Genomic DNA, 23265 nt, shown 5'->3' with positions numbered 1-23265 from the left:
CTCAGGAACGAAGACCGGGAGACAGGATCATGCACATGCTGCGAAGATCGTTTCTTCTTGGGGTCTCGGCTCTGGCCCTCGCCGCAGGGGCCCAGGCGCGTGAATACCGAGGAGGAATTCCGTGGACATCGGGCAAGGCCCAGCCGCCTGACGCCTTCGACGCCGACAAGCGGTTCCTGACGGCGGACGAGCGGAGATTTGTCACCGCCGCCGTCGATCGCCTGATCCCCGCAGACGATACCCCGTCGGCCTCCGAGATCGGCGCTGTGGACTACATCGATGCCCAACTCGCCGGCGCCTATGGCCGCGGCGACATCTATTATCTCCATCCACCCTTCCAGCAGGGCCTCGCCACCCAGGGCTATCAGGCCGAGGCCCCGGCGCTGCTCTACCGCCAGGCGATCGCCGATATCGAGGCGTTCCTGGCGGCGGAGAACCACGATCGCTTCGCCGACCTTGACGCCGCGTCCCAGGACGATCTGCTCACCCGCATGTCCGAGGGGGAGATCGAGCTGGAGCATGTCCATGCCAAGACGTTCTTCGACACGCTCTGGCAGAACACCCTGGAAGGCTTCTTCGGCGATCCGGTCTATGGCGGCAACCGGGACATGGCCGGTTGGCGGATGATCGGCTTTCCCGGTGCCCGATACGACTACCGGCCCTGGCTCGACCACGGCGGCAAGCCCGTTGTCCTCGACCCGGTCTCGGTCGCGAGAAGGACAAACCCATGACCACCAAACTGCCCCGCAAAGACGTCGTCATCGTCGGGTTCGGCTGGACCGGCGCCATCATGGCCGAACAGCTCACCCTGGAGGGGTTGGACGTCCTCGCCCTGGAGCGCGGGCTGTGGCGCAACACCTCGACCGACTACGCGGTCACCAACGCCCAGGACGAGGTGCGCTAACGCTACCGCGACGAGCTGTTCGAGACCCTGTCGCGCGAGACCCTGACTTTCCGCAACACGCCGGACCAGACCGCGCTGCCCATGCGGATGCTGGGATCCTTCCTGCCCGGCACGGGGGTGGGAGGCTCGGGCGTGCACTGGAACGGCCAGACCTGGCGCTTCCTGCCCTCCGACTTCCAGGCCCGGACGCACAACGTGGAGCGCTACGGCGAGGACGCGATCCCGGAGGACATGACGATCCAGGATTGGGGCGTCACCTACGACGAGCTCGAGCCGCATTACGACACGTTCGAGAAGATCTGCGGCATCGCCGGCAAGGCCGGCAACCTGAATGGCGAGATCCAGGAGGGCGGCAACCCGTTCGAGGGACCGCGCTCCAGCGAATATCCGACCCCGCCGATGCAGATGGTGAAGGCGCCGATGGTGTTTGCCGATGCCGCCCGCGAGCTCGGCTACTCCCCGTTCCCGGGGCCGTCGGCGAACATGAGCCAGGCCTATACCAACCCGCTGGGCGTGCAGCTCGCGCCCTGCACCTATTGCGGCTTCTGCGAGAAGTTCGCCTGCGGCAACTACTCGAAGGCGACCGCCTCGACGACGATCCTTCCGGCCCTGGCGCGGCGCGACAATTTCACCCTGCGCACCGGGGCGATGGTGCTGCGGGTGCTGCATGACGGCGAGCAGGCGACCGGCGTGGAGTACGTCAACGAGGAAGGCCAGGTCTTCCACCAGCCCGCCGACATCGTGATCCTGGCCGCCTACATCAATCACAACGTCCACCTGATGCTGCATTCCGGCATCGGTCAGCCCTACGATCCGGCGACCGGGCAGGGCGTGGTGGGCAAGAACTACGCCTATCAGATCGTGTCCGGCGTCAGCGTGTTCTATGACGATCTGGCGGTGAACCCGTTCATCGGCGCGGGCGCGCTGGGACAGGCGATCGACGAGTTCAACGGCGACAATTTCGACCACTCGGGCCTGGGCTTCATCGGCGGCGGCTACATCGCCCAGTGGCAGACCAACGGCCGGCCGATCGAGAGCCATCCGGTACCCGACGGCATGCCGAAGTTCGGCCTGGGCTGGAAGCAGGCGGTCCGCGACAGCTACAACCACACGATCGGGGTCGGCACCCATGGTGCCGTGATGAGCTACCGGTCGAACTATCTCGATCTCGACCCGACCTACAAGGACGTCTACGGCCGCCCGCTGATGCGGATGACCTTCGACTACAAGCCCAACGACATCGCCATGTCGCGCTACCTCACCGAGCGCGCGGCCGAGATCGCCCGGGCCATGGGCGGGCGCGAGATCAAGGTCAGCCAGGCCAAGGTGCCCTACGACATCGCACCCTATCAGACGACCCACAACACCGGCGGCACGATGATGGGGACCAACCCCCAGGACAGTGTCATCAACCGCTATCTGCAGAGCTGGGACCTGCCCAACCTGTTCCTGATGGGGGCCGGCGCCTTCCCGCAGAATCCGGGCTACAACCCGACCGGGACCGTCGGCGCGCTCGCCTATCATTCGGCCAAGGCGATCCGCGAGCGGTACCTGCGCAATCCCGGCCCCCTGGTGCAGGCATGACCCGCCCCGGCACCTTCCTCACCGGCACCGTCCTGGTCGCCCTCATCGGTCTGCTGGCGCCGGCGCCCGCCGCGTCCCAGGACGCCAATACCTGGTCGACCGTGAAGCGCGGCCTCTACCTGACCCGCGTGGGCGACTGCGAGGCCTGTCACACCGTCGCCGGCCAGCCGGCCTATGCCGGCAACCGCGCCCTGCCGACCCCGTTCGGCACGATCTATTCGGCCAATCTCACCCCCGATCCGGATACCGGCATCGGCGATTGGGATTCCGACACCTTCTTCCGCGCCCTGGACGAGGGGGTGGGCAAGGACGGCAAGCGGCTCTATCCGGCTTTCCCCTACACCCACTTCACCTATGTGACGCGGGAGGATTCCGACGCCATCTTCGCCTATCTCCAGAGCCTCGACCCGGTGCGCAACGAGATCCGCGAGCCCGACCTGCCGCCGCTGATCGGGATGCGGACCTCGATGCGGGCCTGGAACCTGCTGAACTTCGAGGAGAAGGACTTCGCGCCGGATCCGGAGAAGTCGCCGCAATGGAACCGGGGGCGCTATCTGGTCGAGGGGCTGGGCCACTGCTCTGCCTGCCACAGCCCGCGCAACCTCACCGGGGCGGAAAAGCGTGGCGGCGCCCGGTACACCGGCGGCATGGCCGAGGGCTGGTTCGCCCCGTCGCTGCGCTCCACGGGGCCGGACGGCATCGGCGACTGGTCGGCGGAGGATCTGAAGACCTTCCTGAAACACGGCCGCAACGACCGCACGGCCGCCTTCGGGCCGATGGCGGAGGTGATCGACAAGTCGACCCGCTGGATGACCGATGCGGATATCTCTGCGGTCGTCGCCTATCTGCGCGACCTGCCGGTGGAGGCGGAGGACGATGCGGAACGTGCGGAGGGCGAGCGCCCGGACGACACGGTCATGGCGCTGGGCGGGGAGATCTACGCCAGCCAGTGCGCCGCCTGTCATGGTCCGGACGGCGAAGGCGTGACGGGGATGTTCGCCACCCTGGCCGGGTCGTCCCTGGTCCATGCGCGCAACCCGACGACCCTCATCCGCCTGGTCCTGGACGGGGCCAAGGCGGTGCCGACCGAGCGCTATCCGACGCCGTTCGCCATGCCGCCCTTCCACTGGAAGCTGAGCGATGCCGAGGTGGCCGCCACCCTCAGCTATGTGCGCAACGCCTTCGGCAATTCCGCCGGCCCGGTGACCGAAGAGGCCGTCGCAGACCTGCGCGGCGCCCATTGAGAGAACCTGCCCGATCGAGGAGCTGATGACCCAGACAGGACATGCAGAGGACTGGTGGAAAGGCGCCATCATCTACCAGATCTACCCCCGCAGCTTCCTGGACACGACACGCAACGGGATCGGTGACCTGCGGGGCATCACCCGCAAGCTGGACTACGTCGCCTCGCTCGGCGTCGATGCGATCTGGATCTCGCCCTTCGTGAAATCCCCGATGCTGGACTACGGCTACGACGTCTCCGACTACCTGGCCGTCGATCCGCTGTTCGGCGACCTGCAGGATTTCCGGGAGCTGCTGAACGAGGCCCATGCCCGTGGGCTTCGGGTGATCATGGACCAGGTGCTGTCGCACACCTCCAGCCAGCATTCCTGGTTCCTGGAGAGCCGGGAGTCCCGGGACAATCCCAAGGCCGACTGGTACGTCTGGGCCGACTGCAGGGAGGACGGCACCCCGCCGAACAACTGGCTCTCGGTCTTCGGCGGCTCGTCGTGGCAGTGGGAGCCGCGGCGCGGGCAGTACTATCTGCACAACTTCCTGCGCGAGCAGCCGGACCTCAACTTCCACAATCCGGAGGTTCAGGAAGCGGTGCTGGCGGTGTGCAGCTTCTGGCTGGATCTCGGCGTCGACGGGTTCCGCCTGGACGTCTGCACCTTCTATGCCCACGACCAGCAGCTGCGCGACAACCCGCCCAATCCGGAGGTGCCCGAGGGGGAGGCCTTCGAGTTCAATCCCTATTCCAAGCAGCTCCATATCCACGACATCGTGCGCCCCGAGACCGTCTCCTTCCTGGAACGTCTGCGCGCCCTATGCGACTCCTACGGCGACCGGGCACTGCTGGGCGAGCTGAACCAGAGCGACGCGGTGAACACGCACCGCGAATACACCGCGGTGAAACGCCTCCAGCTCGCCTATGGGTACTGGCTGCTGGGCGCCCACAGAATCACGCCGTCCATGCTGCGCGGCGTGGCCGAGGACCTGGGCCATGACGAGGAGAGTGGATGGCCCTGCTGGGCGCTCGACAACCACGACTTCTCGCGTGCCGTGACCCGGCTCGGAACGGAAGCCTGCCCGGAGGCGGTGACGGTGCTGCTGGCCGCCCTGTTCTCCATGCGCGGCGCCTGCTGCCTGTACCAGGGCAGCGAGCTCGGCCTGCCGCAGGCCGAAGTCCCGTTCGACCGGATCACCGATCCCTACGGCCGGGAATTCTGGCCTGCCTACAAGGGCCGCGACGGTGCGCGCACCCCGATGCCGTGGCAGACACGCGCACCCTTCGGCGGCTTCTCCGAGGTCGAGCCCTGGCTGCCGGTGGTGCCGTCGCATCTGGACCTCGCCGTCGACGGCCAGGAGGCCCTGCCGGGCTCTACGCTCAACCGGATCCGCCGCTTCCTGACCTGGCGCCGCGGCGAGCCCGCCTTGAAGGAAGGCGGCATGGAGTTCGTCGAGACCGACGAGCGGGTGCTGGTGTTCCGCCGCACCCTGGATGAGGAGGCGATCACCTGCGCCTTCAACTTCACCGATGCCGAACTCGCCCTGCGCCTGCCCGAGATCGATGCCGGCGAACCGCTGGACGGACACGGGTTCGGTGGCGTCCGGCGGGATGACGAGATCCACCTGCCCGCATGGGGCGCCTTCTTCGCCAAGGCCGCCTGAGGCCCCGGCAGCCGTCACGTTGAGAGGGGAGCGATGAAGCTTCAGGAAGTCTCCGCCCTGAAATCGAGCGACACCGACCGCCACTGGTGGCGCGGGGCGACGATCTACGAGGTCTATGTCCGCAGCTTTCGCGACAGCAACGGCGACGGGATCGGCGATCTCGCCGGCGTTCTGGAGAAGATCGATCACATCGCGTCGCTGGGCGTCGAGGCGATCTGGCTCTCGCCGTTCTACAAGTCGCCGCAGAAGGACTACGGCTACGACATCGCGGATTTCCGCCTCGTTGATCCGAGTGCCGGCACCATGGAGGATTTCCTGCGCCTGCGCGACGCGGTGCACGAGCGCGGCATGCGGCTGCTGCTGGATTTCGTGCCCTGCCACACCTCCGACCAGCATCCCTGGTTCCAGGAGAGCCGGTCGAGCCGGGACAATCCCAAGGCCGACTGGTACGTCTGGGCCGACCAGAAGGCGGATGGCTGCCCGCCGAACAACTGGCTGTCCTCCTTCGGCGGGACCGCCTGGAGCTGGGAGCCCCGACGCTCGCAGTACTACTACCACCCGTTCCTGACCGAGCAGCCGGCCCTGAACCTCCACAACGAGGAGGTGCTCGACCACATCATTCAGGAGATGGACTATTGGTGCTCCCTGGGGGTGGACGGCTTCCGGATCGATGCCGTCCAGTGTCTGTCCTGGGACCGGGACCTGCGCGACAACCCGCCGGTCGGACGCGAAGGCACCCATGTGATGTTCGGCGGCGGCCCGACCAATCCCTTCGCCCGCCAGCACCACCTGTTCGACCGCAACGCCGAGGGCACCGAGGAGATCCTCGGACGGTTCCGCGAGTTCGCCGATGAGAGCGGCTGCGTCCTGATCGGCGAACTCGCGGATATCGACACTCCGCTCACCGCGCCGGACTTCACCGGCCGGGGGCGCCGCCTGCACGCGGTCTATGATTTCAACCTGATCAACTGCCGCTCCGACGTCGACGCCCTGACCGAACAGCTTCGCCGGCGCGAGGATCTGATGGGCGCGAGCTGGGTGTACAACGTGTTCACCAACCACGATTCCACCCGGGCGGTGAGCAACATCACCTATTTCGCCGTCGACGAATATCCGCAGCAGGCGGCCAAGCTGCTGCTCTTCATGCAACTCACCCTCAAGGGCGGCTGCATCCTCTATCAGGGCGAGGAGCTTGGTCTGCCCCATCCGCATCTGGAGTACGAGGATATCGTCGACCCCTGGGCCAAGGCGTTCTGGCCGACCTTCGAGGGCCGCGACGGCGCCCGCGCCCCCTTTCCGTGGCAGGCCGATGCGCCGCAGGCCGGGTTCTCGGATGGCCGGCCGTGGCTGAAGATCCCCGAAGAGCATCTGTCCTTCGCGGTCGACCGGCAGGAGGAGGACCCGGACTCGGTCCTGAATTTCCTGCGCCGCCTGATGGCCTGGCGCCAGGACCAGCCGGCCCTGCGTTTCGGTGACGAGCAGATCTCACGCTGGGAGCGGGCGCCGATCATCACCTGGCGCCGCCGACATGCCGGAACGGAACTGCGCGCGGTGGCCAACTTCGCCACCGACCAGGCGTTTCTGCCCCTGGACGAGACCTGGCAACCGATGCAGGTCCCCGGTGGGGTGACCGAGCGCCAGGACCATGGACTGTCGCTGGGGCCACTGGAATTCGCAGTCGTGACGACGGACGGCGAGAGCGGGGCCTGAGGGCTCTCTGGGCCGTCTCCGCCTCAGACCGTACCGGATTGCAGGATCACCGGCCGGCCGGTGCGGGGGTGGGGGAGGATGTCGGCGTCCAGCCGGAAGATCTCGGCCAGCAGCGGCCGGGTCAGGCCGCCCTCCACCGGGCCGTCATAGGCCACCCGGCCGCCATGCAGCATCACCAGACGGTCGGCATAGGCGGCGGCTAGGTTCAGGTCGTGCACCACCGCGATCACCGCATTGCCGGACTGGGTGAAGGCCCGGGCGATCTCCATCACTCGGTGCTGGTGGGCGGGGTCCAGGCTGGCCGTCGGCTCGTCCAGCATCAGCAGCTTCGGGCCGAGCCTGGGGCTAGCCGCCATCTGGACGAGGCAGCGGGCCAGATGCACCCGCTGGCGCTCGCCGCCGGACAGGGTCGGCACGGAGCGATCGCGCAGATGGGCGATGCCGACCTGGTCCAGGGTCGCGGCGATCAGGCCCGGGGCGTGGAGGTCGGCCCCGGCCTCGCGCGCGCCATGCAGGCCGAGCTGCACCACCTCATACACCGTGAAATGAAACAGCAGCGAGGTGGATTGCGGCAGGACGGTGCGGCGCAGGGCCAGTTCGCGGGCGGCGTAGGTGGCGACCGGCTGGCCCTGGAGCAGGACGGAGCCCTCGGTCGCCGAGAGCTCGCCCGAGAGCGCGCCGACCAGCGTGGACTTGCCCGCCCCGTTCGGCCCGACCACGGCGAGCAGTTCCCCGGCCTCCAGGGCGAGGTCGATGCCCGACAGGATTTCGGCGGCGCCGTAGCGCATGGTCAGGCGCTGTACCTGCAACAGCATGCTCACCCCCAGTCGCGCCGGCGGACCAGCAGCCAGATGAAGAACGGGCCGCCGACCAGGGCGGTGACGACGCCGATGGGAAGCTCCGCCGGCAGCACCACCATGCGGGCCAGCAGGTCGGCCAGCAGGAACAGGCCGGCGCCGAGCAGGGCAGTGCCCGGCAGCAGCCAGCGGTGATCGGGCCCGGCCAGCAGCCGCATGATATGCGGCACGACCAGCCCGACGAAGCCGATCACCCCGGAGATCGACACCGCCCCGCCGACGGCGACGGCACTGAGCCCGATCGCCAGTTGCTTGATGCGCTGGGGATCGTGGCCGAGATGGAAGCTCTCCCGCTCGCCCAGCAGCATCGCATTCAGCCCGCCGGCCAGTCGCGGCAGCAGGAGGATCGGGACCGCCATGAGCACGGCGGCGGGCAGCAGCAGGGACCAGTTCAGTCCGGCGACGCTGCCCAGGCTCCAGAAGGACAGGTCGCGGAGCTGCTGCTCGTCGCTCAGGAAGATCAGGAAGCCGATCCCGGCCTGGGCGATGGCGGTCATGGCGACGCCGGCCAGCAGGGTGGTCGCCGCCATGACCTGCCCGCCCACGCTGCCGAGCCGGTAGACGATCAGCGTCGCCGTCAGGCCGCCGGCCAGTGCGGCGGCCGGCAGGGCGAAGGCCCGGGTCCCCGGCGGCAGGGTGCCGACCAGCCCGCCGCCGACGACGATGACGGCTACGGCGGCGAGGGCAGCGCCGCTGGAGACCCCGATCAGCGCGGGGTCGGCCAGCGGGTTGCGGAAGATCCCCTGCATCGTCGCCCCGGCCAGGGCGAGGGAGGCGCCCACCAGGCAGCCGGCCGCCACCCGCGGCACCCGGATCGACCAGAAGACCAGGGCGTCCCGGGTTTCGGTCTCCCAGGCGAAATCGACACCCACCGCCTCCAGGATCAGGCGGCCGACCACATCGGGCGGGATTGGCACCGCGCCGATGCCGAGCGCCAGGAACAGGGCGAGGACCAGGAAGGCGGCGCAGCCCGCCACGACGGTCGCGGCCCGGCGTTCGCGTGGCGCGAGCGCGGCCAGGCGGGCGCGGTATCCCGGCCGCGTCGCCGGATAGAGGGTCATTGCGGCTTGGCGCCGGCCGCCGCCGGGTGAAAGGCTGCCGACAGCAGCTCGACCGCCTCGGCGATCCGCGGCCCGAAGCCGAAGACCAGCAGCCCGTCGACGCTCACGATCCGTCCGGTCCGGGCCGCGCGGGTCGGCGCGATCTCCGGGCGCTGCAGGATGGCGTCGGGACCGCCCATCTGCTCGAGCGTGCGGTCCGGCACCAGAATGATCTCCGGATCCGCCAGCACGGCCGCCTCAGGAGACAGCGGCTTGTAGCCGTCATACCCGGAGATCGCGTTCACCCCGCCGGCCGCCGCGATGATGCCGGCGGCGGCGGTGTCGTGGCCGGCGGCCAGCGGCGCGCCCTTGCCCACGCTCAGCAGGAACAGCACCCGGGGCGGGTTGGGCCGGGCCCGGGCGTCCGCCGACAGGGACGTCGCCCGGGCGGTGATCTCCTCGGCCAGCCGCGCGCCGTCCTCGGCCCGTCCCAGTGCGGTGGCGACGGTGCGGATCTTGCGGTCCACGCCGGCGATATCGGTGGTGTGCTCCGTGCGCACCAGGGTGATCCCAGAGGCTTCGAGCTGCGCCATCACCGCGTCGGGTCCGGCATCGCTCTCGGCCAGGATCAGCTCCGGTGCCAGAGCCAGGATCGGCTCCACCGACAGCCGGCGCAGGTATCCCACATCGGGCAGGCCCCGGGCGGCCAGCGGATAGAGGCTCGTTGAGTCGACCGCCACCAGCCGGTCCTCCTCGCCCAGCAGATAGACGATCTCGGTGATCGAGCCGCCGATGGAGAGCACGCGACCGGATTCCGCCCGGCTCTTGGCCGACAGGAAGGGGAGAAGACTGGCCGTCAGCAGCAGGACCGGCAGAGTTCGACGAAGGATGCGCATCGCCCCGGCCCTCAGAACGCCAGACGGTAGGCGATGGACCCCTTGTAGTTCCGGCCCGGTTCGGAGACGCCGGCGAAGACGCGCTCGTAGTCGCGGTCGAAGACGTTGTCGACGCCGAGATTGATGGTGAGCCCCCGCAGCGCCTGCTCGCTCGGTGCCCATTGCAGGTAGAGGTCGAACACCGAATAGCCGCCGCGTTCCTCGCTGGGATCGTCCACCTTGTCGAAGCCGGAGGCGAACTCGCCCTCGACCCCGACCACCGTGTCGATCTCGAACAGCCGCAGGCCGATATCGGTGCTCAGCCGGTCGGGGGTGAGCACGCCGAGGGACTCGCCGGTCCGGGTGTTCTCCCCATCGATCGAGGAGAAGCCGGCGGTCAGGTAGAAGCGCTGCGCGTCATAGGACGCCTCAAGCTCGTAGCCCTCAAGTTCCGCCTCGGGAACGTTGACGGTGTCGGTGGTACCGGCGTTGCAGCCGGTATAGGGCGGGATGAAGCAACTGACGGACGGCCCGGCGCTGTTCACCGAGATGTCGATCAGGTTCTCCACCTCGGACTGGAAATAGGCGCCCTTGATGCGGAACTCGTCGTTCTTCATCAGCGTGTCCGCCCGCTCGTAGCCCAGGCCGAATTCCAGGGTGTCGGAGACCTCGGGCTTCAGGTTCGGGTTGGCCACGAAGCTGTTCACCGCGGTCTGACCGTTCGGCAGCGGGATCGCGAAGTGGGTGCCCTCGTTGTACAGCTCGTTGATCGACGGGGCACGGAAGGCTCGGCCGTAGCTGGCGAAGCCGACCAGCCCGCGGATCGGCTCGTAGGACACGGCGATCTTCGGCGAGACCTCGTCGTCGCTGGTGCTCTCGTCGATCTCGGAATCGGCCGAGAAGCTGTCGTAGCGCACGCCGGGGATGACGGTGAGGGTGCCCGGGATCACGTCCCTGACCTCGAAGCTGCCCTGCAGGAAGGCACCGGCGAACTCCGCCTCGGCATTGGGCACGCCGGACCGGGTGCCGTCGGCGCTGGCGGAATCATAGCCCTTCTGTTCGTCCTGCGACGCCTCCACCCCGTAGGTCAGGGTGAGGGAGGAGCGTTCGGCGAGCGAGAACCGGCTGCGGTTGTCGATGAACAGACCGTAGGTATCCACGTCCTGGTCGGTGACGCGGCCGGAATCCTCGTATACCTGCTCGACCTGCGACTTGGTGAAGTAGGCCGAGGCGTCGAGATCGACCCAGCTCTGGCCGAGCGGGGCGTAGAGAACCTGGCCGCGGATCGTGTCGCTGCGGATGTCCTTGTCGGTGATGTCGGAATCCGCCGCGGTGTTGGCGCCCTGTCCGTTCGCCGGCTCCCGGGCGTCGTTGTTGAACACCAGGTAGGACAGGGACGCCGACAGGCCGGGCATGACGTCAACATCCGCCTTGGCCAGGCCGGAGATGATGTCGTCGTCGGAGACGAGGCTGGTACCGTTGCCGAGTTCGATATCGTCGGAGTCGCGCTTGACGATGCCGCCGAGCAGGCCGACGCCGTCCATCGGCCGGCCGCCCACCACAAGGCTCTCGGTGAATTCCTGATTGACGTCCTGGTAGCCGAACTTGGCCCGGCCGGCGAGGGTGTCGTCGCCCTCGAGCAGGTCATCGGCGGAGAGCGTGCGCAGGGCGATCATGCCGCCCATCGCGCCGCTGCCGTAGAGCGAGGAGGCGGGGCCGCGCAGGACCTCGCCGCCGGCCAGCAGGGCCGGATCGACGAAGACCCGCCCGTTATGGCCCGACACGAAGTTCTGGCGGGCGCCGTCGATGCGGATCTGAACGTTCTCGCCCTCGAAGCCGCGGATGGTCGGCACCTGTCCGGTGCGGCGCGGCCCGCCTTCGAAATGGACGCCGGGCACCGAGCGGAACATGTCCTCGATCGTATCGGGATCCTTGAGTTCGATCTGGTCGCGGTCGATCACGGTGACCATGCCGGGGTATCGCATCGCGGAGATCGGACTGCGGGTGGCCGTCACCGAGATCGGCCCGAGCTCGACGGGTGCGGTCGCCGCCGAGGGCGTTTCGCTGGAAGTGCCGCTCTGCTGGGCGACCGCCTCCGTCGCCCAACCGCCCATTGCCACCGCGAGCGCAGCCATGCTGACGCTGCCCAAACCGATCCTGCTGGCCACTGAATCCCCCTGTCCCTAGGAACCTCCGCCGGACGAGAACCGCCGACAGTGGGAGGGACGTTATTAAGAATGACTCGCAAAAGCAATAGTATTGAGAATGACCCGCAATTGCGTTAATCGGGGCGTGTATACTGGCTCGGAACGAAGGCAGGGAGTGCAGCATGTTCATCGCCATGAACCGGTTTAAGGTCACCAAGGGATCGGAGGAGGATTTCGAGAAGGTCTGGGCGGAGCGGGACAGCCATCTGGAGGAGGTGCCCGGATTCGTGGAGTTCCGTCTGCTGCGGGGCCCCGAGGCGGAGGATCACACCCTCTTCGCCTCGCACACGATCTGGAAGGACCGGGCGGCGTTCGAGGCGTGGACCAGGTCCGAGGCCTTCCGCAAGGCCCATGCCGGGGCCGGCGACCGCAAGGTCCTGTATCTCGGCCACCCGCAGTTCGAGGGCTTCGAGGTCATCCTGGAAGGGCGGTGAACGCCGGATCGCCGGTCGCGGTTGTCACCGGCGCCGCCTCTCAGACGGCGAGGTCGGCCACCGCCCGGGCCAGCAGGGTGGCGCCGGGGTGGATGCTGTCCCAGTCGCTGTGCTCGTTCGGCGCGTGGCTGATCCCGCCGACCGACGGCACGAAGATCAGCCCGGCGGGCACGTGCCGGGCGAAGGTCTGGGCGTCGTGGCCGGCCCCGGACGGCATCGTCCGGTAGGGGGCGCCCAGGGCGTCGGCATGCCGGCACAGGCGCGCGTGCAGGTCGGTGTCGAGACGGGTCGGCGGCAGCCAGCTGTGCCGGACGATGTCGAGCTCCAGCCCATGACGCTCCGCCGCCTCTGACAGCCGGGTCCGGCAGGCTTCTGCCAAGGCCTCCATCACTGCGTCGTCGGCGTCGCGGCCGATGATGGAGAAGCTGGCGGTGCCGGCGACACTGTGGGGGAAGTTCGGGGACAGGGCGGCCTTGCCCACGGTGAGGCGACTCTGCGGCCCGCCGGCCTCGGCCAGGATGCGGTCGATGGCATGGCCGAAATCGGCCATGCCGCGGAACGCGTCGCGCCGGTGGTCCATCGGCGTGGTGCCGGAATGGTTGGCCTCGCCGGTCAGGGTGACCGACCAGTTGAACACTCCGGAGACCGCGTCGACGAGGCCGATGGCTTCGCCGGCGCGGTCGAGGACCGGGCCCTGCTCGATATGCAGTTCCAGAAAGGCGGCGATGCTCTCCGGTCGCCAGGCCGTATCGCCGGTGGGGTCCAGCCCCTGGCCGGTCAGCGCATCGGCAAGGCGGGTGCCGTCGCTGTCGGTGGCCTGGGCGATCCAGTCGGGGCCGACCTCGCCGCAGATCGCCTGGCTGCCGAGCATCCCGCCGAAGCGGCCTTCCTCGTCGGCGGTGGCGACGACCACCACCGGCCGGCGCGGCGTGAGACCGGCATCCTGCATCGACCTGACCGCCTCCAGCCCGGCGCAGACGCCGAGGGTGCCGTCCAGCGGGCCGCCCATGACCACCGTGTCCAGGTGCGAGCCGACCATGACCGCCGGACCGTCGCCGACCTCCCAGCGGCCGAACACATTGCCGACGCAGTCCATCCAGACGGCGAGCCCGGCATCCGCCATCCGGGTCATCAGCCAGCGCCGCCCGGCCATGTCGGCGTCGGAGAAGCTGACCCGGTTGATGCCGGGGAGGCCGGGCTGGATGCCGAGGGCGTTCACCGCCTCCACATCGGCCTTCAGACGGGAGAGATCCGCCTTGAGAGGGGGAATGTCGAATCCTGCTTGTGAGTCAGCCAATTGGCCTTCGCCTCCCACTCCGGGCGTCCCAGAGCATAAGTTTATTATGATCAAATTTTGACGTGAACAAATTTATCATGAATAATTAGCTGCAGTCCAACCCGGATCATCCAGGCCGCGCCCCGGCGCGTGGTGACGACAGGGGAGTTTCCGATGTTCTCATTCCTTCGACGCATGCTCGTCGCGGCGGCCGCCTTCGGGGCGTTCGGTGCGACGGCGGCGGCGCAGACTCCCCCGGGGGTTCTGATCGTCGCGCAGATCGCCGAGCCGAAATCGCTGGACCCGCATGCGGTCACGGCGGTGAACGATTTCCGGATCCTGATGAACGTCTATGACGGGCTGGTGCGCTACAAGCCCGGCTCGCTGGAGGTCGAACCGGCGCTCGCCGAGAGCTGGACGGTCAGCGAGGACGGCACGGTCTACACCTTCACCCTGCGCGACGGCGTGACTTTCCACGACGGCTCTGAGCTCGACGCCGAGGCGGTGAAGTTCAACTTCGACCGCATGCTGGATGAAAACCACCCGTTCCACGACACCGGGCCGTTCCCGCTCAGCTTCTTCTTCGGTTCGGTCGACAGCGTCGAGGCGACTGACGCTAAGACAGTGGTCTTCACGCTGAAGGAACCCTATGCGCCGTTCCTGTCCAACCTCGCCTATCCGACCGGGCTGATCGTCTCGCCGGCGGCGGTGCGGGAGCATGGCGAGGATTTCGGCCGCAACCCGTCGGGCACCGGTCCGTTCACGTTCGTGGAGTGGGAATCCAACGCCAAGGTCGTGGTGGAGGCCAACCCGGACTACTGGGACGGCGCGCCGGACCTGAAGGCCGTCGTCTTCCGCCCGATCACCGATGCCAACACGCGGGTCGCCGAGATGCTGTCCGGCGGGATCGACGTGATGGTCGAGGTGCCGCCGGACAACCTGTCGACCTTCGCCGATGACGGCTCCTATACCGTCTTCGAGCAGGCCGGCCCGCATCTGTGGTTCCTGATCCTGAACGCCAAGGAAGGCCCGATGGCCGACAAGATGGTGCGCCAGGCGGTGAACTACGCGATCGACAAGACGGCCCTGGTGGACAACGTGCTCCAGGGCACCGCCGAGGTCGCCGCCGGCCCGACGCCGCCGGCCTTCGCCTGGGCCTATAACGAGGCGCTGGAGCCCTATCCGCACGATCCGGAGAAGGCCAGGGCGCTGCTGAAGGAGGCGGGGGCGGAGGGTGCGAGCCTGACCTTCTATGTCACCGAGGGCGGCTCGGGCATGCTCGACCCGATCGCCATGGGCTCGGCCATCCAGGCGGACCTGGCCGAGGTCGGCCTGGACGTGGCCATCGAGACCTATGAGTGGAACACCTTCCTCGGCAAGGTGAACCCGGGCCTGGAGGGCAAGGCCGACATGGCGGAGATGGCTTGGATGACCAACGATCCGGACACTCTGCCGTATCTCGCCCTGCGCACCGACGCCTTCCCGGACAAGGGCGGCTTCAACTCGGGCTACTACTCCAACCCGGAGGTGGACACCCTGCTGGAGGACGCCCGCCGGGCGACCGACCAGGCGGAGCGGGCCAGGCTCTACAAGCAGATGCAGGAAATCGTCCATGAGGACGCCCCCTGGGCCTTCATCGCCAACTGGAAGCAGAACGCGGTGACCAGCACCCGGGTGGCCGGCTTCGAGCTGCAACCCTCGTTCTTCCTGCTGCTGGACGGTGTCACCAAGAACTGACCGTCCCGACAAGACGAGAGGAGGATCGGGGCGATGTGGCTCTATATCGGCAAACGGCTGCTCGCCACCGTCCCGATCCTGCTCGGCCTGTCGGTCATCGTCTTCGCGATGATGGCCGCCATCCCAGGCGACCCGGCGACCGCGATCCTCGGCAGCTACGCCACGCCGGAGAATGTGGAGCGGCTGAACCGCCAGCTCGGCCTCGACCGGTCCCTGGTGGAGCAGTACCTGACCTGGCTCGGCAACCTGCTCCAGGGCGATATGGGGCGCAGCTACGCGCTCAACCGCCCGGTCGCCGACGAGGTGTTCGAGCGGTTCGGCGCCACCCTGATTCTGGCCGGCGCCTCCCTGCTGCTGTGCTCCCTGTTCGGCCTGCTCGCCGGGGTGATCGCGGCGGTCGGGCAGTTCGGCTGGCGTGACCGGATCGTCACCTTCCTGGTGCTGATCGGCATCTCCACCCCGTCCTTCTGGCTCGGCCTGCTGCTGATCATGCTGTTCGCGGTCGAGCTGCAATGGCTGCCGGCCTCGGGCATGTACGCGATCTATGGCGGCGGCGGGCCGCTCGACCTGCTGGCCCATCTGGCCCTGCCGGCGATCACGCTCGCGGTGGTGGCGACCGCCGTGATCGCCCGGCTGACCCGCACCGCCATGCTGGAGGTGCTGCGCCAGGACTATGTGCGCACCGCCCGGGCCAAGGGCGTGTCCGAGCGGCGGGTCATCTACCGCCACGCCTTCAAGTCGGCCCTGGTCGCCGTCATCCCGGTGATCGGCATCCAGACAGGATTCGTGCTGGGCGGGGCGGTGTATATCGAGACGGTGTTCCAGTGGCCGGGGATCGGCCGGATGCTGGTCAACGCGATCTCCACCCGCGACCTGCTGCTGGTGCAGGGCGGGGTGCTGGTGGTGGCCGCGAGCTACGTGTTCTTCAACCTGCTGGCCGACGTCGCTCAGACGCTGGTCGACCCGAGGCTGCGCTGATGGGGACGGCTACCCTGACCCGCGCCTTCAGGCGCGACCGGGGCGGGCGGCCGTCGCCCTTCGCTCTGCTGGTCGCCAATCCGCTGTCGGCCTTCGGTCTCGCGCTGCTGTCGCTGATCGTCGTGCTGGTGATCGCCACGCCGCTCCTGCCGGTGCCGGACCCGGACGTCACCGACCCGGCGAACCGGCTGCTGAGGCCAGGGACCGACGGTCATCTGCTCGGCACCGACCATCTCGGCCGGGACCTGCTGTCGCGGGTGCTCTGGGGCACGCGGGTGTCGATCCTGGTCGGGCTGTCGGCCACCCTGATCGCCGCCACCATCGGCTCGCTGATCGGTCTGGTGGCCGGCTATGCCGGCGGGCGGACCGACAGTCTGCTGATGCGCGGCATCGATCTGGTGATGGCATTCCCGTACATCCTGCTGGCCCTGGCGATCGTCGCGGTACTGGGGCCGGGCCTGCTGAACGCGCTCTACGCCATCGCGGTGGTGAACATCCCTTTCTTCGCCCGCAACATCCGCGGTATCACGCTCGGCCTGTCGCGGCGCGAGTTCGTGGACGCCGCCCGGCTGTCCGGCGCGTCCCATGCCGAGATCCTGTTCCGCGAGGTGCTGCCCAACGTGCTGCCGACCATCGTGGTCACCATGTCGACCACGGTCGGCTGGATGATCCTGGAGACGGCCGGCCTGTCCTTCCTCGGCCTCGGTGCCCAGCCGCCCCAGGCCGATCTCGGCTCGATGCTGGGCGAGGGGCGCAAGCTGCTGTTCACCGCCCCCCATGTCTCGGTGGTGCCGGGGCTGATGATCTTCGCCCTGGTCATGTGCATCAACCTGGTGGGCGACGGCGTGCGCGACGTGCTGGACCCGCGGCTGAAGTCGGGCGCGCTCGCCGCCCCCGGAGCGGCGACGCGGGTGGATCGGGAGACCGTTCCGCCGGCTCCCTCGAACGATGCCGTGCTGACGGTGCAAGGACTGCGGACCGAATTCCATCTCGGCTCGCGGATATACAAGGCGGTCGGTGGCGTCGATCTGGAACTCGCACCCGGCGAGTGTCTCGGACTGGTGGGCGAGTCCGGTTCAGGCAAGTCGGTCACGGCCTTGTCCCTGCTGCGCCTGGTGCCGACCCCACCCGGGGTGATCACCGGCGGACGGGTGACGATCGAGGGCGCGGACCAGCTCGCCGCCGCGCCGGACGCCCTGCGCCGCCTGCGCGGCGGCCGGGTCGCCTATGTGTTCCAGGACCCGCTGACCACCCTGCATCCGCTGTTCACCGTCGGGGACCAGATTGTGGAAGCGGTCCGGGCGCACCAGCCGGTCTCCCGCGCCGAGGCCGAAGCCCAGGCCCTGACCCTGCTGGAGAAGGTGCGCATCCCCTCGGCCAAGGCCCGGTTCTCCGCCTATCCGCACGAACTGTCCGGCGGCATGCGCCAGCGGGTCTGCATCGCCATGGCGCTGGCCAACGATCCCGACTTGATCGTCGCCGACGAGCCGACCACCGCCCTCGACGTCACCGTGCAGGCCCAGGTGCTGAAGCTGCTGCGCGACCTGTCGCGGGAGCGCGGCTCGGCGGTGCTGTTCATCACCCACGATTTCGGCGTGGTCTCCGAGCTCTGCGACCGGGTGGCGGTGATGTATGCCGGGCGTATCGTCGAGATCGGGCCGAGCGACGACGTCCTCGACGCCCCGGCCCATCCCTATACCGGCAAGCTGATCGACTGCGTGCCGGTGCTGGGCCAGCCGGAGCGGCGTATGGAGGCGATCGACGGCCTGCCGCCCTCGGTCGACCGGCTGCCCGAGGGATGCGCCTTCGCCGAGCGCTGCGACAGGGTCCAGGCCGACTGCCGCCGCGGCGACATCCCGCTGGACCCGCTCGGCACCGGCCGCGCCGTGCGTTGCCTTCACCCGCTGGAGACGGCGTCATGAGACCGGGACCCGCGATCGAGGCGGTCGACGTCACCCGTACCTTTGGCGGCGGCCGTACCCTGTTCGGCGGCCGGCGGCCGGGCGTGCATGCGGTGCAGAGCGCCAGCCTGACGGTGGAAACCGGCGAGACCCTGGGAGTGGTCGGCGAGTCCGGCTGCGGGAAGTCCACGCTGGCGCGGATGCTGGTCGGGCTCGACCGGCCGACCGGCGGCAGCATCTGGCTGGAGGGCGAGGATGTAGCCGAGATGGCCCGGCGGGATTCCCACGCGCTCGCCAAGCGGGTGCAGTATGTGTTCCAGGACCCTGTCGCCTCCCTGAACCCGCGCAAGACAATCCGCCAGATCCTGGAGGCGCCGATGCGCCGGCTGCTCGGCATGGACGAGGCCGAGCGCGCCGCCCGGCTGACCGAACTGATGCGGGTGGTGTCCCTGCGCGAGGAGTTTCTGGACCGCTATCCGCACGAGTTCTCCGGCGGTCAGGCCCAGCGCATCGGCATCGCCCGGGCGCTGGCGGCCGGCGCCCGGGTGATCGTGCTGGACGAACCGGTCTCCGCCCTGGACGTCTCGGTCCAGGCCCAGGTCCTGAATCTGCTCGATCGCTTGAAGCGGGAGTTGGGACTCACTTATGTTTTCATCAGTCACGACCTGAGCGTGATCGAGAGCGTTTGCGAGCGGGTGGCCGTCATGTATTTCGGGCGTATCGTCGAAATCGGCCGCGCCCGGGATCTGTACGCCTCGCCCCGGCATCCCTACACCGACCTGCTGATGCGCTCCGCTCCGACACCGGGCACGCGGCGCATCGAAGCCGAGGAGACACCCGCCGAACTGCCCGATCCGCTGAACCCGCCGCCCGGCTGCGCCTTCGCCAGCCGCTGTCCGCGCGCCAGCGACCGGTGCCGGGAGCATCGCCCTGAGCTGGCCGGTGCGGGCGGTCATGCCGCGGCCTGTTGGCATCCGCTGGCCGGCGATGACTGAGGACACGCCGCCTCCGACGCCGCGCCTTGCCCGCGCCCGGCGCAAGGACAGCATCAGCGAACAGGTCAAGGAGCTGATCATCGAACAGCGCCTGCGCCCCGGCGACCGGCTGCCGGCGGAGAAGGAGCTGATGGCCCGGTTCCAGGCCTCCAAGGGCTCGGTGCGCGAGGCGTTGAGCGCCCTGCGCTCCGAGGGGCTGATCCGCACCCGCACGGGCCCCAAGGGCGGCATCTTCCTGGCCGACATGGACCCGCAGCGCGCCATGGCGCTGCTGTCGAGCTACTTCCTGTTCCGCTCCCCCACCGTGAACGACATCTACGCGGTGCGCTGCGAGCTGGAGCCGGAACTGGCGGCGTCGGTCGCGGGCCGGCTGTCGGCGGAGGATTTCGCCAGTCTGGAACGGACCATGCGGCTCTACGATGCCGAGCCGAAGACGGCGGAGGAGGAGTATGCGCAGCGCATGGCCGAGCTCGACTTCCACAGTGTGCTGGCCGGGCTCTGCCCGAACCCGGTGCTGGGCCTGTTCTGCGGCTTCCTGCAGACCCTGCTGCGCGAGACCGTGGTCTGCCGGCGGATCTACGACGCGCCGCACCCGGACCTGCGGGACACCGGCCTGCACTACCAGATCCGCCTGATGCGGGCCCTGCGCGCCGGCGATGCCGAGGCGGCCCGCGCGATCATGAGCGAGCACATGGCTGCCGCCCGAGACTACATGGTCCGCATGGAGGCCGACATCGTCGGCCGGTTCCTCTGACCGGCCGGATGCCGCCGTCAGGTTGAGGCACTTGTGATTCTGACGGCAGTGAATGGGCAGCGAAGTTCGGAACCCGGCCGACCTGCCTGAGTTGCCCGGTCACAGCTGGTTGACGGACGGCCTCGCGCCGACGGCTCGCGGGTTCCGTATGCGTCGGTTCGGAATAACCCGGCGACTTGTGCCGTCGGGGGCATAACAACGGGCCGAGGGATACCATTGGGTGCCCGGCCGTTTCCGCGCCACCGGCAGAAGCCGGAGCGCTGGACAACCTGAGCAGCTGAAAACGTGGGGGCGTTCACAAGAGCGGCGTTCCGCCGTGCAAGCACGGTGGGCCGGGCGCTCGACATGCATCCGTGGCCGGCTTCGGGCTGGACGCGGGATGGAGGAGAGACCCATGCGACCGATCAGCTCGAAAGCCATCGCCACACTCACCCTGGCAACCGCTCTCGGTCTCGCGTCGACAGCACCCGCGCTGGGCGCGGAGGGCGGGATCCGCGCCGATGCGGTTCCGATCCCGGTCGAACGGCCGGACCGCGAGGCCGCCGTCGAGCGGGAGTATGTCGGCGCCAAGGTGGTCAGCAGCGACAACAGGGTCTCCGGCGAGGTCGAGGACATCGTCGTGGAGAACGGTGCCCTGAGGGCTGTCATCGGCTATGGCGGCCTGCTGGGTTTGGGCGATGCCCGGGTGTCGCTGCCGCTGTCGGACCTGCAGATGGTGGCACAGGGCATCGCCCGGGTGCGGATCAGCGACGACCAGGTTCGGCGCCTGCCGCGCTACGAGGGCTGATTCCGGGTGTGCCCGGTGCCGTGTTCCTGGATTAGCCGACGATTTTACTGACGTCACTCACGTCAGAGAAACTCCGGTGCACCTTGGAAACTTCCGGTGCTGCAGCGCGTCATTCGGGTAACCGCAAGCTGGATAAGAGCATGATCGCGGAGTTTTTCTGCCATGGATTTTTGCGACCGAAATCAGGCCTGCGACAGGAATGAGGAGATCACGATGGACAGCACCCGCGACGACCATGCGGACAGACCCCGCCTCGCGCCGATCAGCGGCCGCATAGCGTCCGGTGGATCCTGCGGCTTCCCGGCCGCCGCTCCGTAGCGCGTTCCGTTTCCTCACAAGGGGTCGATCCCATGACCGACACCAAGGCTCCCGACTTTGCCCTGGGTGGCACCCAGTGGCAGCCGACCACCGCACCCGGCGGTGAGCGGTTCATGATGACGGTCGTCCTGCTCGCCGCCCTGGCGGGTCTGGCCGTTTCCGTACCCGGGACCGTCTTCGATCCGCTGAGCGACACGTTTCTGCTGAGCATCGGGATCATCGGCGTGTGGCGCTATTCCTGGTGGATCTTCCACGCCCTGCGCGCCTGCTTCTATCTGCGCTTCCGCTTCCCCCGCATCCGCCGCCATGCCGAGGCCGCCGGCGGCGAGCCGGTCGACCACGTCTACTGCCTGGTGACCTCCTATTCGATCGACCCGCAGGTGAGCTGGCCGGTCTACGAAGCGCTGTTCCATGAGGTCGCCTCCTATGGACGGCCCGCGACTATCGTGGCGGCGGTCAGCCACCAGAGCGACGTCGACCTGCTGGAGCGGGTGTCGGAGAGCGTTGGTCTGCCGGAGCATGTGGAACTGGTCAGCATGTTCCAGGACGGCACCGGCAAGCGCCCGGCCATGGCCGAGGCGCTGCGGGCGATCTCCCGGCGCATGCCGACGGAAAACGCGATCTGCATCTTCATGGACGGCGACGTCGTGATCCGTCCCGGCGCGCTGTCCAAGGCCGTCCCGATCCTGCAGGCAAACCCGCAGATCGGTGCGGCGACCGCCGACAACCGCGGCATGACCGACGGCGGCGGCTGGACCAAGGAGTGGTACGACCTCCGCTTCGCCCAGCGCCATCTGCTGATGTCCTCCATGAGCCTGTCCGGCAAGCTCCTGGTGCTGACCGGCCGGTTCAGCGTCATCCGCGCCCATCTGGCCACCGACCCGGCCTTCATCCAGCAGATCGAGCACGACGCCATCGATCACTGGCGGCTCGGCCGGATCAACTTCCTGAGCGGCGACGACAAGTCCACCTGGTTCTGGCTGCTGCGGCGCGGCTGGGGAATGATCTACCTGCCGGACGTCCGGGCCGACAGCTTTGAGGAGCTTCCCGCCTCCAACCTGGTGGTGGGTGCGGTTTCCCTGCTGAAGCGCTGGTACGGCAACATGCTGCGCACCAGCGACCGGGCGATCGCCCTCGGCCCGCACCGCATCGGCCTGTTCCCGTGGTGGTGCCTGGTCGACCAGCGCCTGTCCATGTGGACATCCCTGGTCGGTCCCGTCGTCGCGATCATCCTGGCCATCACCTACGACCCGGCCTTCCTGCTGGTCTACGGTCTCTGGATCCTCGGCACCCGGACCTTCATCGCGTCCGTCCTGTCCCTGCTGGTCCGTGGCCGCTGGGCGCCGCACTGGCCCTGGATGCTGTTCATGAACCAGATCCTGGGCGGCGTGGTGAAGACCTTCGTGTTCTTCCGCATGGACCGCCAGAAATGGACCCGCCAGGAGATCTCCAGCACCGGCGGCAGTGCGGCGGGCTTCAGCAACGCCACCCTGCATGGCCTGGCGCTCGCCTGCTTCGCCTCCCTGCTGATCCTGTATTCGGGCACGGTCGGCCTGCCCAGCGCCGCCACGCTCCGGGTGTCCTTCCCGGAAAGCCGGGCCGCTCCTGGACAGGAGGATTCAAGCTGGCTGGACGTGGCGCTGCAGCGTCTGCCGACCGACCGCGCGCTGCCCTTGACCGAGGGGGACTACCGGCTGACCCGGCTCGGCCGGTCGGATCGGCCGGGCCGGGTCCTGGTCGGCTCCGGTTCCGAGACCCGCCTGGAGATCGGCCCGTCGCTGCTGATCGCCGCCTCCGGGGGCACCGCCGACGCGACCTTCTGCCCGAAGGAGGGATCCCTGCCGGTCGCCTGTCTGGTGGGCGATCCGAAACCGGTCGAACTGAGAAACCTGCTTGTCCGCCCCGGCGCCAACCCATCGTCGGACGCCACGGCGGCTGCCGATCTGCCCTAGGGGCGTACGGAGCGCGAACTGCCCCGCCCCCAGCACTTGAGAGCCCCAGCACTTGAGAGAAGGA

Annotated in this window: 19 protein-coding genes; 14 read left to right on the top strand and 5 right to left on the bottom strand. The window is 68.5% G+C overall.

Going from position 1 to position 23265, the window contains the following annotated elements; all coding sequences use genetic code 11:
• Nucleotides 1-35 precede the first annotated feature (35 nt).
• The 6 genes from ACOQOP_RS10905 (at nucleotide 36) to ACOQOP_RS10880 (ending at nucleotide 7090) form a co-directional block, all read left to right on the top strand.
• The gene (locus ACOQOP_RS10905; RefSeq protein ID WP_420566366.1) at nucleotides 36-731 is read left to right on the top strand and encodes a gluconate 2-dehydrogenase subunit 3 family protein; all 696 of its coding nucleotides are present in this window, start codon (nucleotides 36-38) and stop codon (nucleotides 729-731) included.
• Entirely contained in the window at nucleotides 728-904 is a 177-nt protein-coding gene (locus ACOQOP_RS10900; protein ID WP_420566365.1) for a hypothetical protein, read from the top strand. The genes ACOQOP_RS10905 and ACOQOP_RS10900 overlap by 4 nt, the downstream gene beginning before the upstream one ends.
• Before the next feature lie 81 nt (nucleotides 905-985).
• A complete protein-coding gene (locus ACOQOP_RS10895) occupies nucleotides 986-2488 on the top strand; it encodes a GMC family oxidoreductase (RefSeq protein WP_420566364.1) in 1503 nt (500 codons plus the stop codon).
• Nucleotides 2485-3732, top strand: a complete 1248-nt coding sequence (locus tag ACOQOP_RS10890) for a c-type cytochrome (protein WP_420566363.1) — start codon at nucleotides 2485-2487, stop codon at nucleotides 3730-3732. Before ACOQOP_RS10895 ends, ACOQOP_RS10890 begins: the two co-directional genes overlap by 4 nt.
• A gap of 25 nt (nucleotides 3733-3757) precedes the next feature.
• Nucleotides 3758-5380: an alpha-glucosidase family protein gene (locus ACOQOP_RS10885; RefSeq protein WP_420566362.1), complete on the top strand. Its 1623-nt coding sequence runs from the start codon at nucleotides 3758-3760 to the stop codon at nucleotides 5378-5380.
• Between the two features lie 33 nt (nucleotides 5381-5413).
• Nucleotides 5414-7090, top strand: coding sequence for an alpha-amylase family glycosyl hydrolase (locus ACOQOP_RS10880; protein WP_420566361.1), 1677 nt, complete (start codon nucleotides 5414-5416; stop codon nucleotides 7088-7090).
• 23 nt (nucleotides 7091-7113) lie between these two features.
• Here the strand turns inward: ACOQOP_RS10880 and ACOQOP_RS10875 are convergent, their stop codons facing one another.
• The 4 genes from ACOQOP_RS10875 to ACOQOP_RS10860 are packed head-to-tail and all read right to left on the bottom strand — an operon-like array spanning nucleotide 7114 to nucleotide 11997.
• Nucleotides 7114-7905 carry a heme ABC transporter ATP-binding protein gene (locus ACOQOP_RS10875; RefSeq protein ID WP_420566360.1) on the bottom strand — a complete coding sequence of 264 codons (792 nt, stop codon included), beginning with the start codon at nucleotides 7903-7905 and terminating at the stop codon, nucleotides 7114-7116.
• 2 nt (nucleotides 7906-7907) lie between these two features.
• On the bottom strand, nucleotides 7908-9008 hold the full coding sequence (locus ACOQOP_RS10870) for a FecCD family ABC transporter permease (RefSeq protein ID WP_420566359.1): 1101 nt from the start codon (nucleotides 9006-9008) through the stop codon (nucleotides 7908-7910).
• The gene (locus tag ACOQOP_RS10865) at nucleotides 9005-9883 is read right to left on the bottom strand and encodes a heme/hemin ABC transporter substrate-binding protein (protein ID WP_420566358.1); all 879 of its coding nucleotides are present in this window, start codon (nucleotides 9881-9883) and stop codon (nucleotides 9005-9007) included. The genes ACOQOP_RS10870 and ACOQOP_RS10865 overlap by 4 nt, the downstream gene beginning before the upstream one ends.
• An 11-nt stretch (nucleotides 9884-9894) precedes the next feature.
• Entirely contained in the window at nucleotides 9895-11997 is a 2103-nt protein-coding gene (locus ACOQOP_RS10860) for a TonB-dependent hemoglobin/transferrin/lactoferrin family receptor (protein WP_420566357.1), read from the bottom strand.
• A 194-nt stretch (nucleotides 11998-12191) separates the two neighbouring features.
• Between ACOQOP_RS10860 and ACOQOP_RS10855 the strand changes: the two genes are divergently transcribed.
• Nucleotides 12192-12503 carry an antibiotic biosynthesis monooxygenase family protein gene (locus ACOQOP_RS10855; protein ID WP_420566356.1) on the top strand — a complete coding sequence of 104 codons (312 nt, stop codon included), beginning with the start codon at nucleotides 12192-12194 and terminating at the stop codon, nucleotides 12501-12503.
• Nucleotides 12504-12543: 40 nt separating this feature from the next.
• Here the strand turns inward: ACOQOP_RS10855 and ACOQOP_RS10850 are convergent, their stop codons facing one another.
• Nucleotides 12544-13800: a Zn-dependent hydrolase gene (locus ACOQOP_RS10850; RefSeq protein WP_420566355.1), complete on the bottom strand. Its 1257-nt coding sequence runs from the start codon at nucleotides 13798-13800 to the stop codon at nucleotides 12544-12546.
• 153 nt (nucleotides 13801-13953) lie between these two features.
• On the opposite strand from ACOQOP_RS10850, the gene ACOQOP_RS10845 reads away from it, so the two are divergent.
• The 7 genes from ACOQOP_RS10845 to ACOQOP_RS10815 all read left to right on the top strand — a co-directional run bounded on the left by ACOQOP_RS10845 (nucleotide 13954) and on the right by ACOQOP_RS10815 (nucleotide 23201).
• On the top strand, nucleotides 13954-15516 hold the full coding sequence (locus tag ACOQOP_RS10845) for an ABC transporter substrate-binding protein (protein WP_420566354.1): 1563 nt from the start codon (nucleotides 13954-13956) through the stop codon (nucleotides 15514-15516).
• A gap of 33 nt (nucleotides 15517-15549) precedes the next feature.
• Nucleotides 15550-16494, top strand: coding sequence for an ABC transporter permease (locus tag ACOQOP_RS10840; RefSeq protein WP_420566353.1), 945 nt, complete (start codon nucleotides 15550-15552; stop codon nucleotides 16492-16494).
• A complete protein-coding gene (locus ACOQOP_RS10835) occupies nucleotides 16494-18416 on the top strand; it encodes a dipeptide/oligopeptide/nickel ABC transporter permease/ATP-binding protein (protein WP_420566352.1) in 1923 nt (640 codons plus the stop codon). Before ACOQOP_RS10840 ends, ACOQOP_RS10835 begins: the two co-directional genes overlap by 1 nt.
• Nucleotides 18413-19390: an ABC transporter ATP-binding protein gene (locus ACOQOP_RS10830; RefSeq protein WP_420566351.1), complete on the top strand. Its 978-nt coding sequence runs from the start codon at nucleotides 18413-18415 to the stop codon at nucleotides 19388-19390. The genes ACOQOP_RS10835 and ACOQOP_RS10830 overlap by 4 nt, the downstream gene beginning before the upstream one ends.
• Nucleotides 19350-20144 (top strand): FadR/GntR family transcriptional regulator, encoded by a 795-nt coding sequence (locus ACOQOP_RS10825; RefSeq protein WP_420566350.1) that lies wholly within the window; start codon nucleotides 19350-19352, stop codon nucleotides 20142-20144. The genes ACOQOP_RS10830 and ACOQOP_RS10825 overlap by 41 nt, the downstream gene beginning before the upstream one ends.
• A gap of 394 nt (nucleotides 20145-20538) precedes the next feature.
• On the top strand, nucleotides 20539-20931 hold the full coding sequence (locus ACOQOP_RS10820) for a hypothetical protein (protein WP_420566349.1): 393 nt from the start codon (nucleotides 20539-20541) through the stop codon (nucleotides 20929-20931).
• A 350-nt stretch (nucleotides 20932-21281) separates the two neighbouring features.
• On the top strand, nucleotides 21282-23201 hold the full coding sequence (locus ACOQOP_RS10815; protein ID WP_420566348.1) for a glycosyltransferase: 1920 nt from the start codon (nucleotides 21282-21284) through the stop codon (nucleotides 23199-23201).
• The last annotated feature ends 64 nt before the right edge of the window (nucleotides 23202-23265 follow it).

Source organism: Thalassobaculum sp., from assembly GCF_965223715.1.
In the GTDB taxonomy this organism is placed as follows: Bacteria; Pseudomonadota; Alphaproteobacteria; order Thalassobaculales; family Thalassobaculaceae; genus Thalassobaculum.
Note: the sequence above shows the minus strand (reverse complement) of the source record. Positions and strands in the feature narration are given on the sequence as shown.

Excerpts from the sequence above, each read along its gene's own strand:
- ACOQOP_RS10860 (WP_420566357.1), bottom strand. The coding sequence starts at position 11,997 with ATGGCTGCGCTCGCGGTGGCAATGGGCGGTTGGGCGACGGAGGCGGTC.
- ACOQOP_RS10865 (WP_420566358.1), bottom strand. The coding sequence starts at position 9,883 with ATGCGCATCCTTCGTCGAACTCTGCCGGTCCTGCTGCTGACGGCCAGT.
- ACOQOP_RS10840 (WP_420566353.1), top strand. The coding sequence starts at position 15,550 with ATGTGGCTCTATATCGGCAAACGGCTGCTCGCCACCGTCCCGATCCTG.
- ACOQOP_RS10885 (WP_420566362.1), top strand. The coding sequence starts at position 3,758 with ATGACCCAGACAGGACATGCAGAGGACTGGTGGAAAGGCGCCATCATC.
- ACOQOP_RS10875 (WP_420566360.1), bottom strand. The coding sequence starts at position 7,905 with ATGCTGTTGCAGGTACAGCGCCTGACCATGCGCTACGGCGCCGCCGAA.
- ACOQOP_RS10845 (WP_420566354.1), top strand. The coding sequence starts at position 13,954 with ATGTTCTCATTCCTTCGACGCATGCTCGTCGCGGCGGCCGCCTTCGGG.
- ACOQOP_RS10820 (WP_420566349.1), top strand. The coding sequence starts at position 20,539 with ATGCGACCGATCAGCTCGAAAGCCATCGCCACACTCACCCTGGCAACC.
- ACOQOP_RS10895 (WP_420566364.1), top strand. The coding sequence starts at position 986 with ATGCGGATGCTGGGATCCTTCCTGCCCGGCACGGGGGTGGGAGGCTCG.
- ACOQOP_RS10855 (WP_420566356.1), top strand. The coding sequence starts at position 12,192 with ATGTTCATCGCCATGAACCGGTTTAAGGTCACCAAGGGATCGGAGGAG.
- ACOQOP_RS10890 (WP_420566363.1), top strand. The coding sequence starts at position 2,485 with ATGACCCGCCCCGGCACCTTCCTCACCGGCACCGTCCTGGTCGCCCTC.
- ACOQOP_RS10870 (WP_420566359.1), bottom strand. The coding sequence starts at position 9,008 with ATGACCCTCTATCCGGCGACGCGGCCGGGATACCGCGCCCGCCTGGCC.
- ACOQOP_RS10815 (WP_420566348.1), top strand. The coding sequence starts at position 21,282 with ATGACCGACACCAAGGCTCCCGACTTTGCCCTGGGTGGCACCCAGTGG.
- ACOQOP_RS10830 (WP_420566351.1), top strand. The coding sequence starts at position 18,413 with ATGAGACCGGGACCCGCGATCGAGGCGGTCGACGTCACCCGTACCTTT.
- ACOQOP_RS10900 (WP_420566365.1), top strand. The coding sequence starts at position 728 with ATGACCACCAAACTGCCCCGCAAAGACGTCGTCATCGTCGGGTTCGGC.
- ACOQOP_RS10905 (WP_420566366.1), top strand. The coding sequence starts at position 36 with ATGCTGCGAAGATCGTTTCTTCTTGGGGTCTCGGCTCTGGCCCTCGCC.
- ACOQOP_RS10825 (WP_420566350.1), top strand. The coding sequence starts at position 19,350 with ATGCCGCGGCCTGTTGGCATCCGCTGGCCGGCGATGACTGAGGACACG.
- ACOQOP_RS10835 (WP_420566352.1), top strand. The coding sequence starts at position 16,494 with ATGGGGACGGCTACCCTGACCCGCGCCTTCAGGCGCGACCGGGGCGGG.
- ACOQOP_RS10880 (WP_420566361.1), top strand. The coding sequence starts at position 5,414 with ATGAAGCTTCAGGAAGTCTCCGCCCTGAAATCGAGCGACACCGACCGC.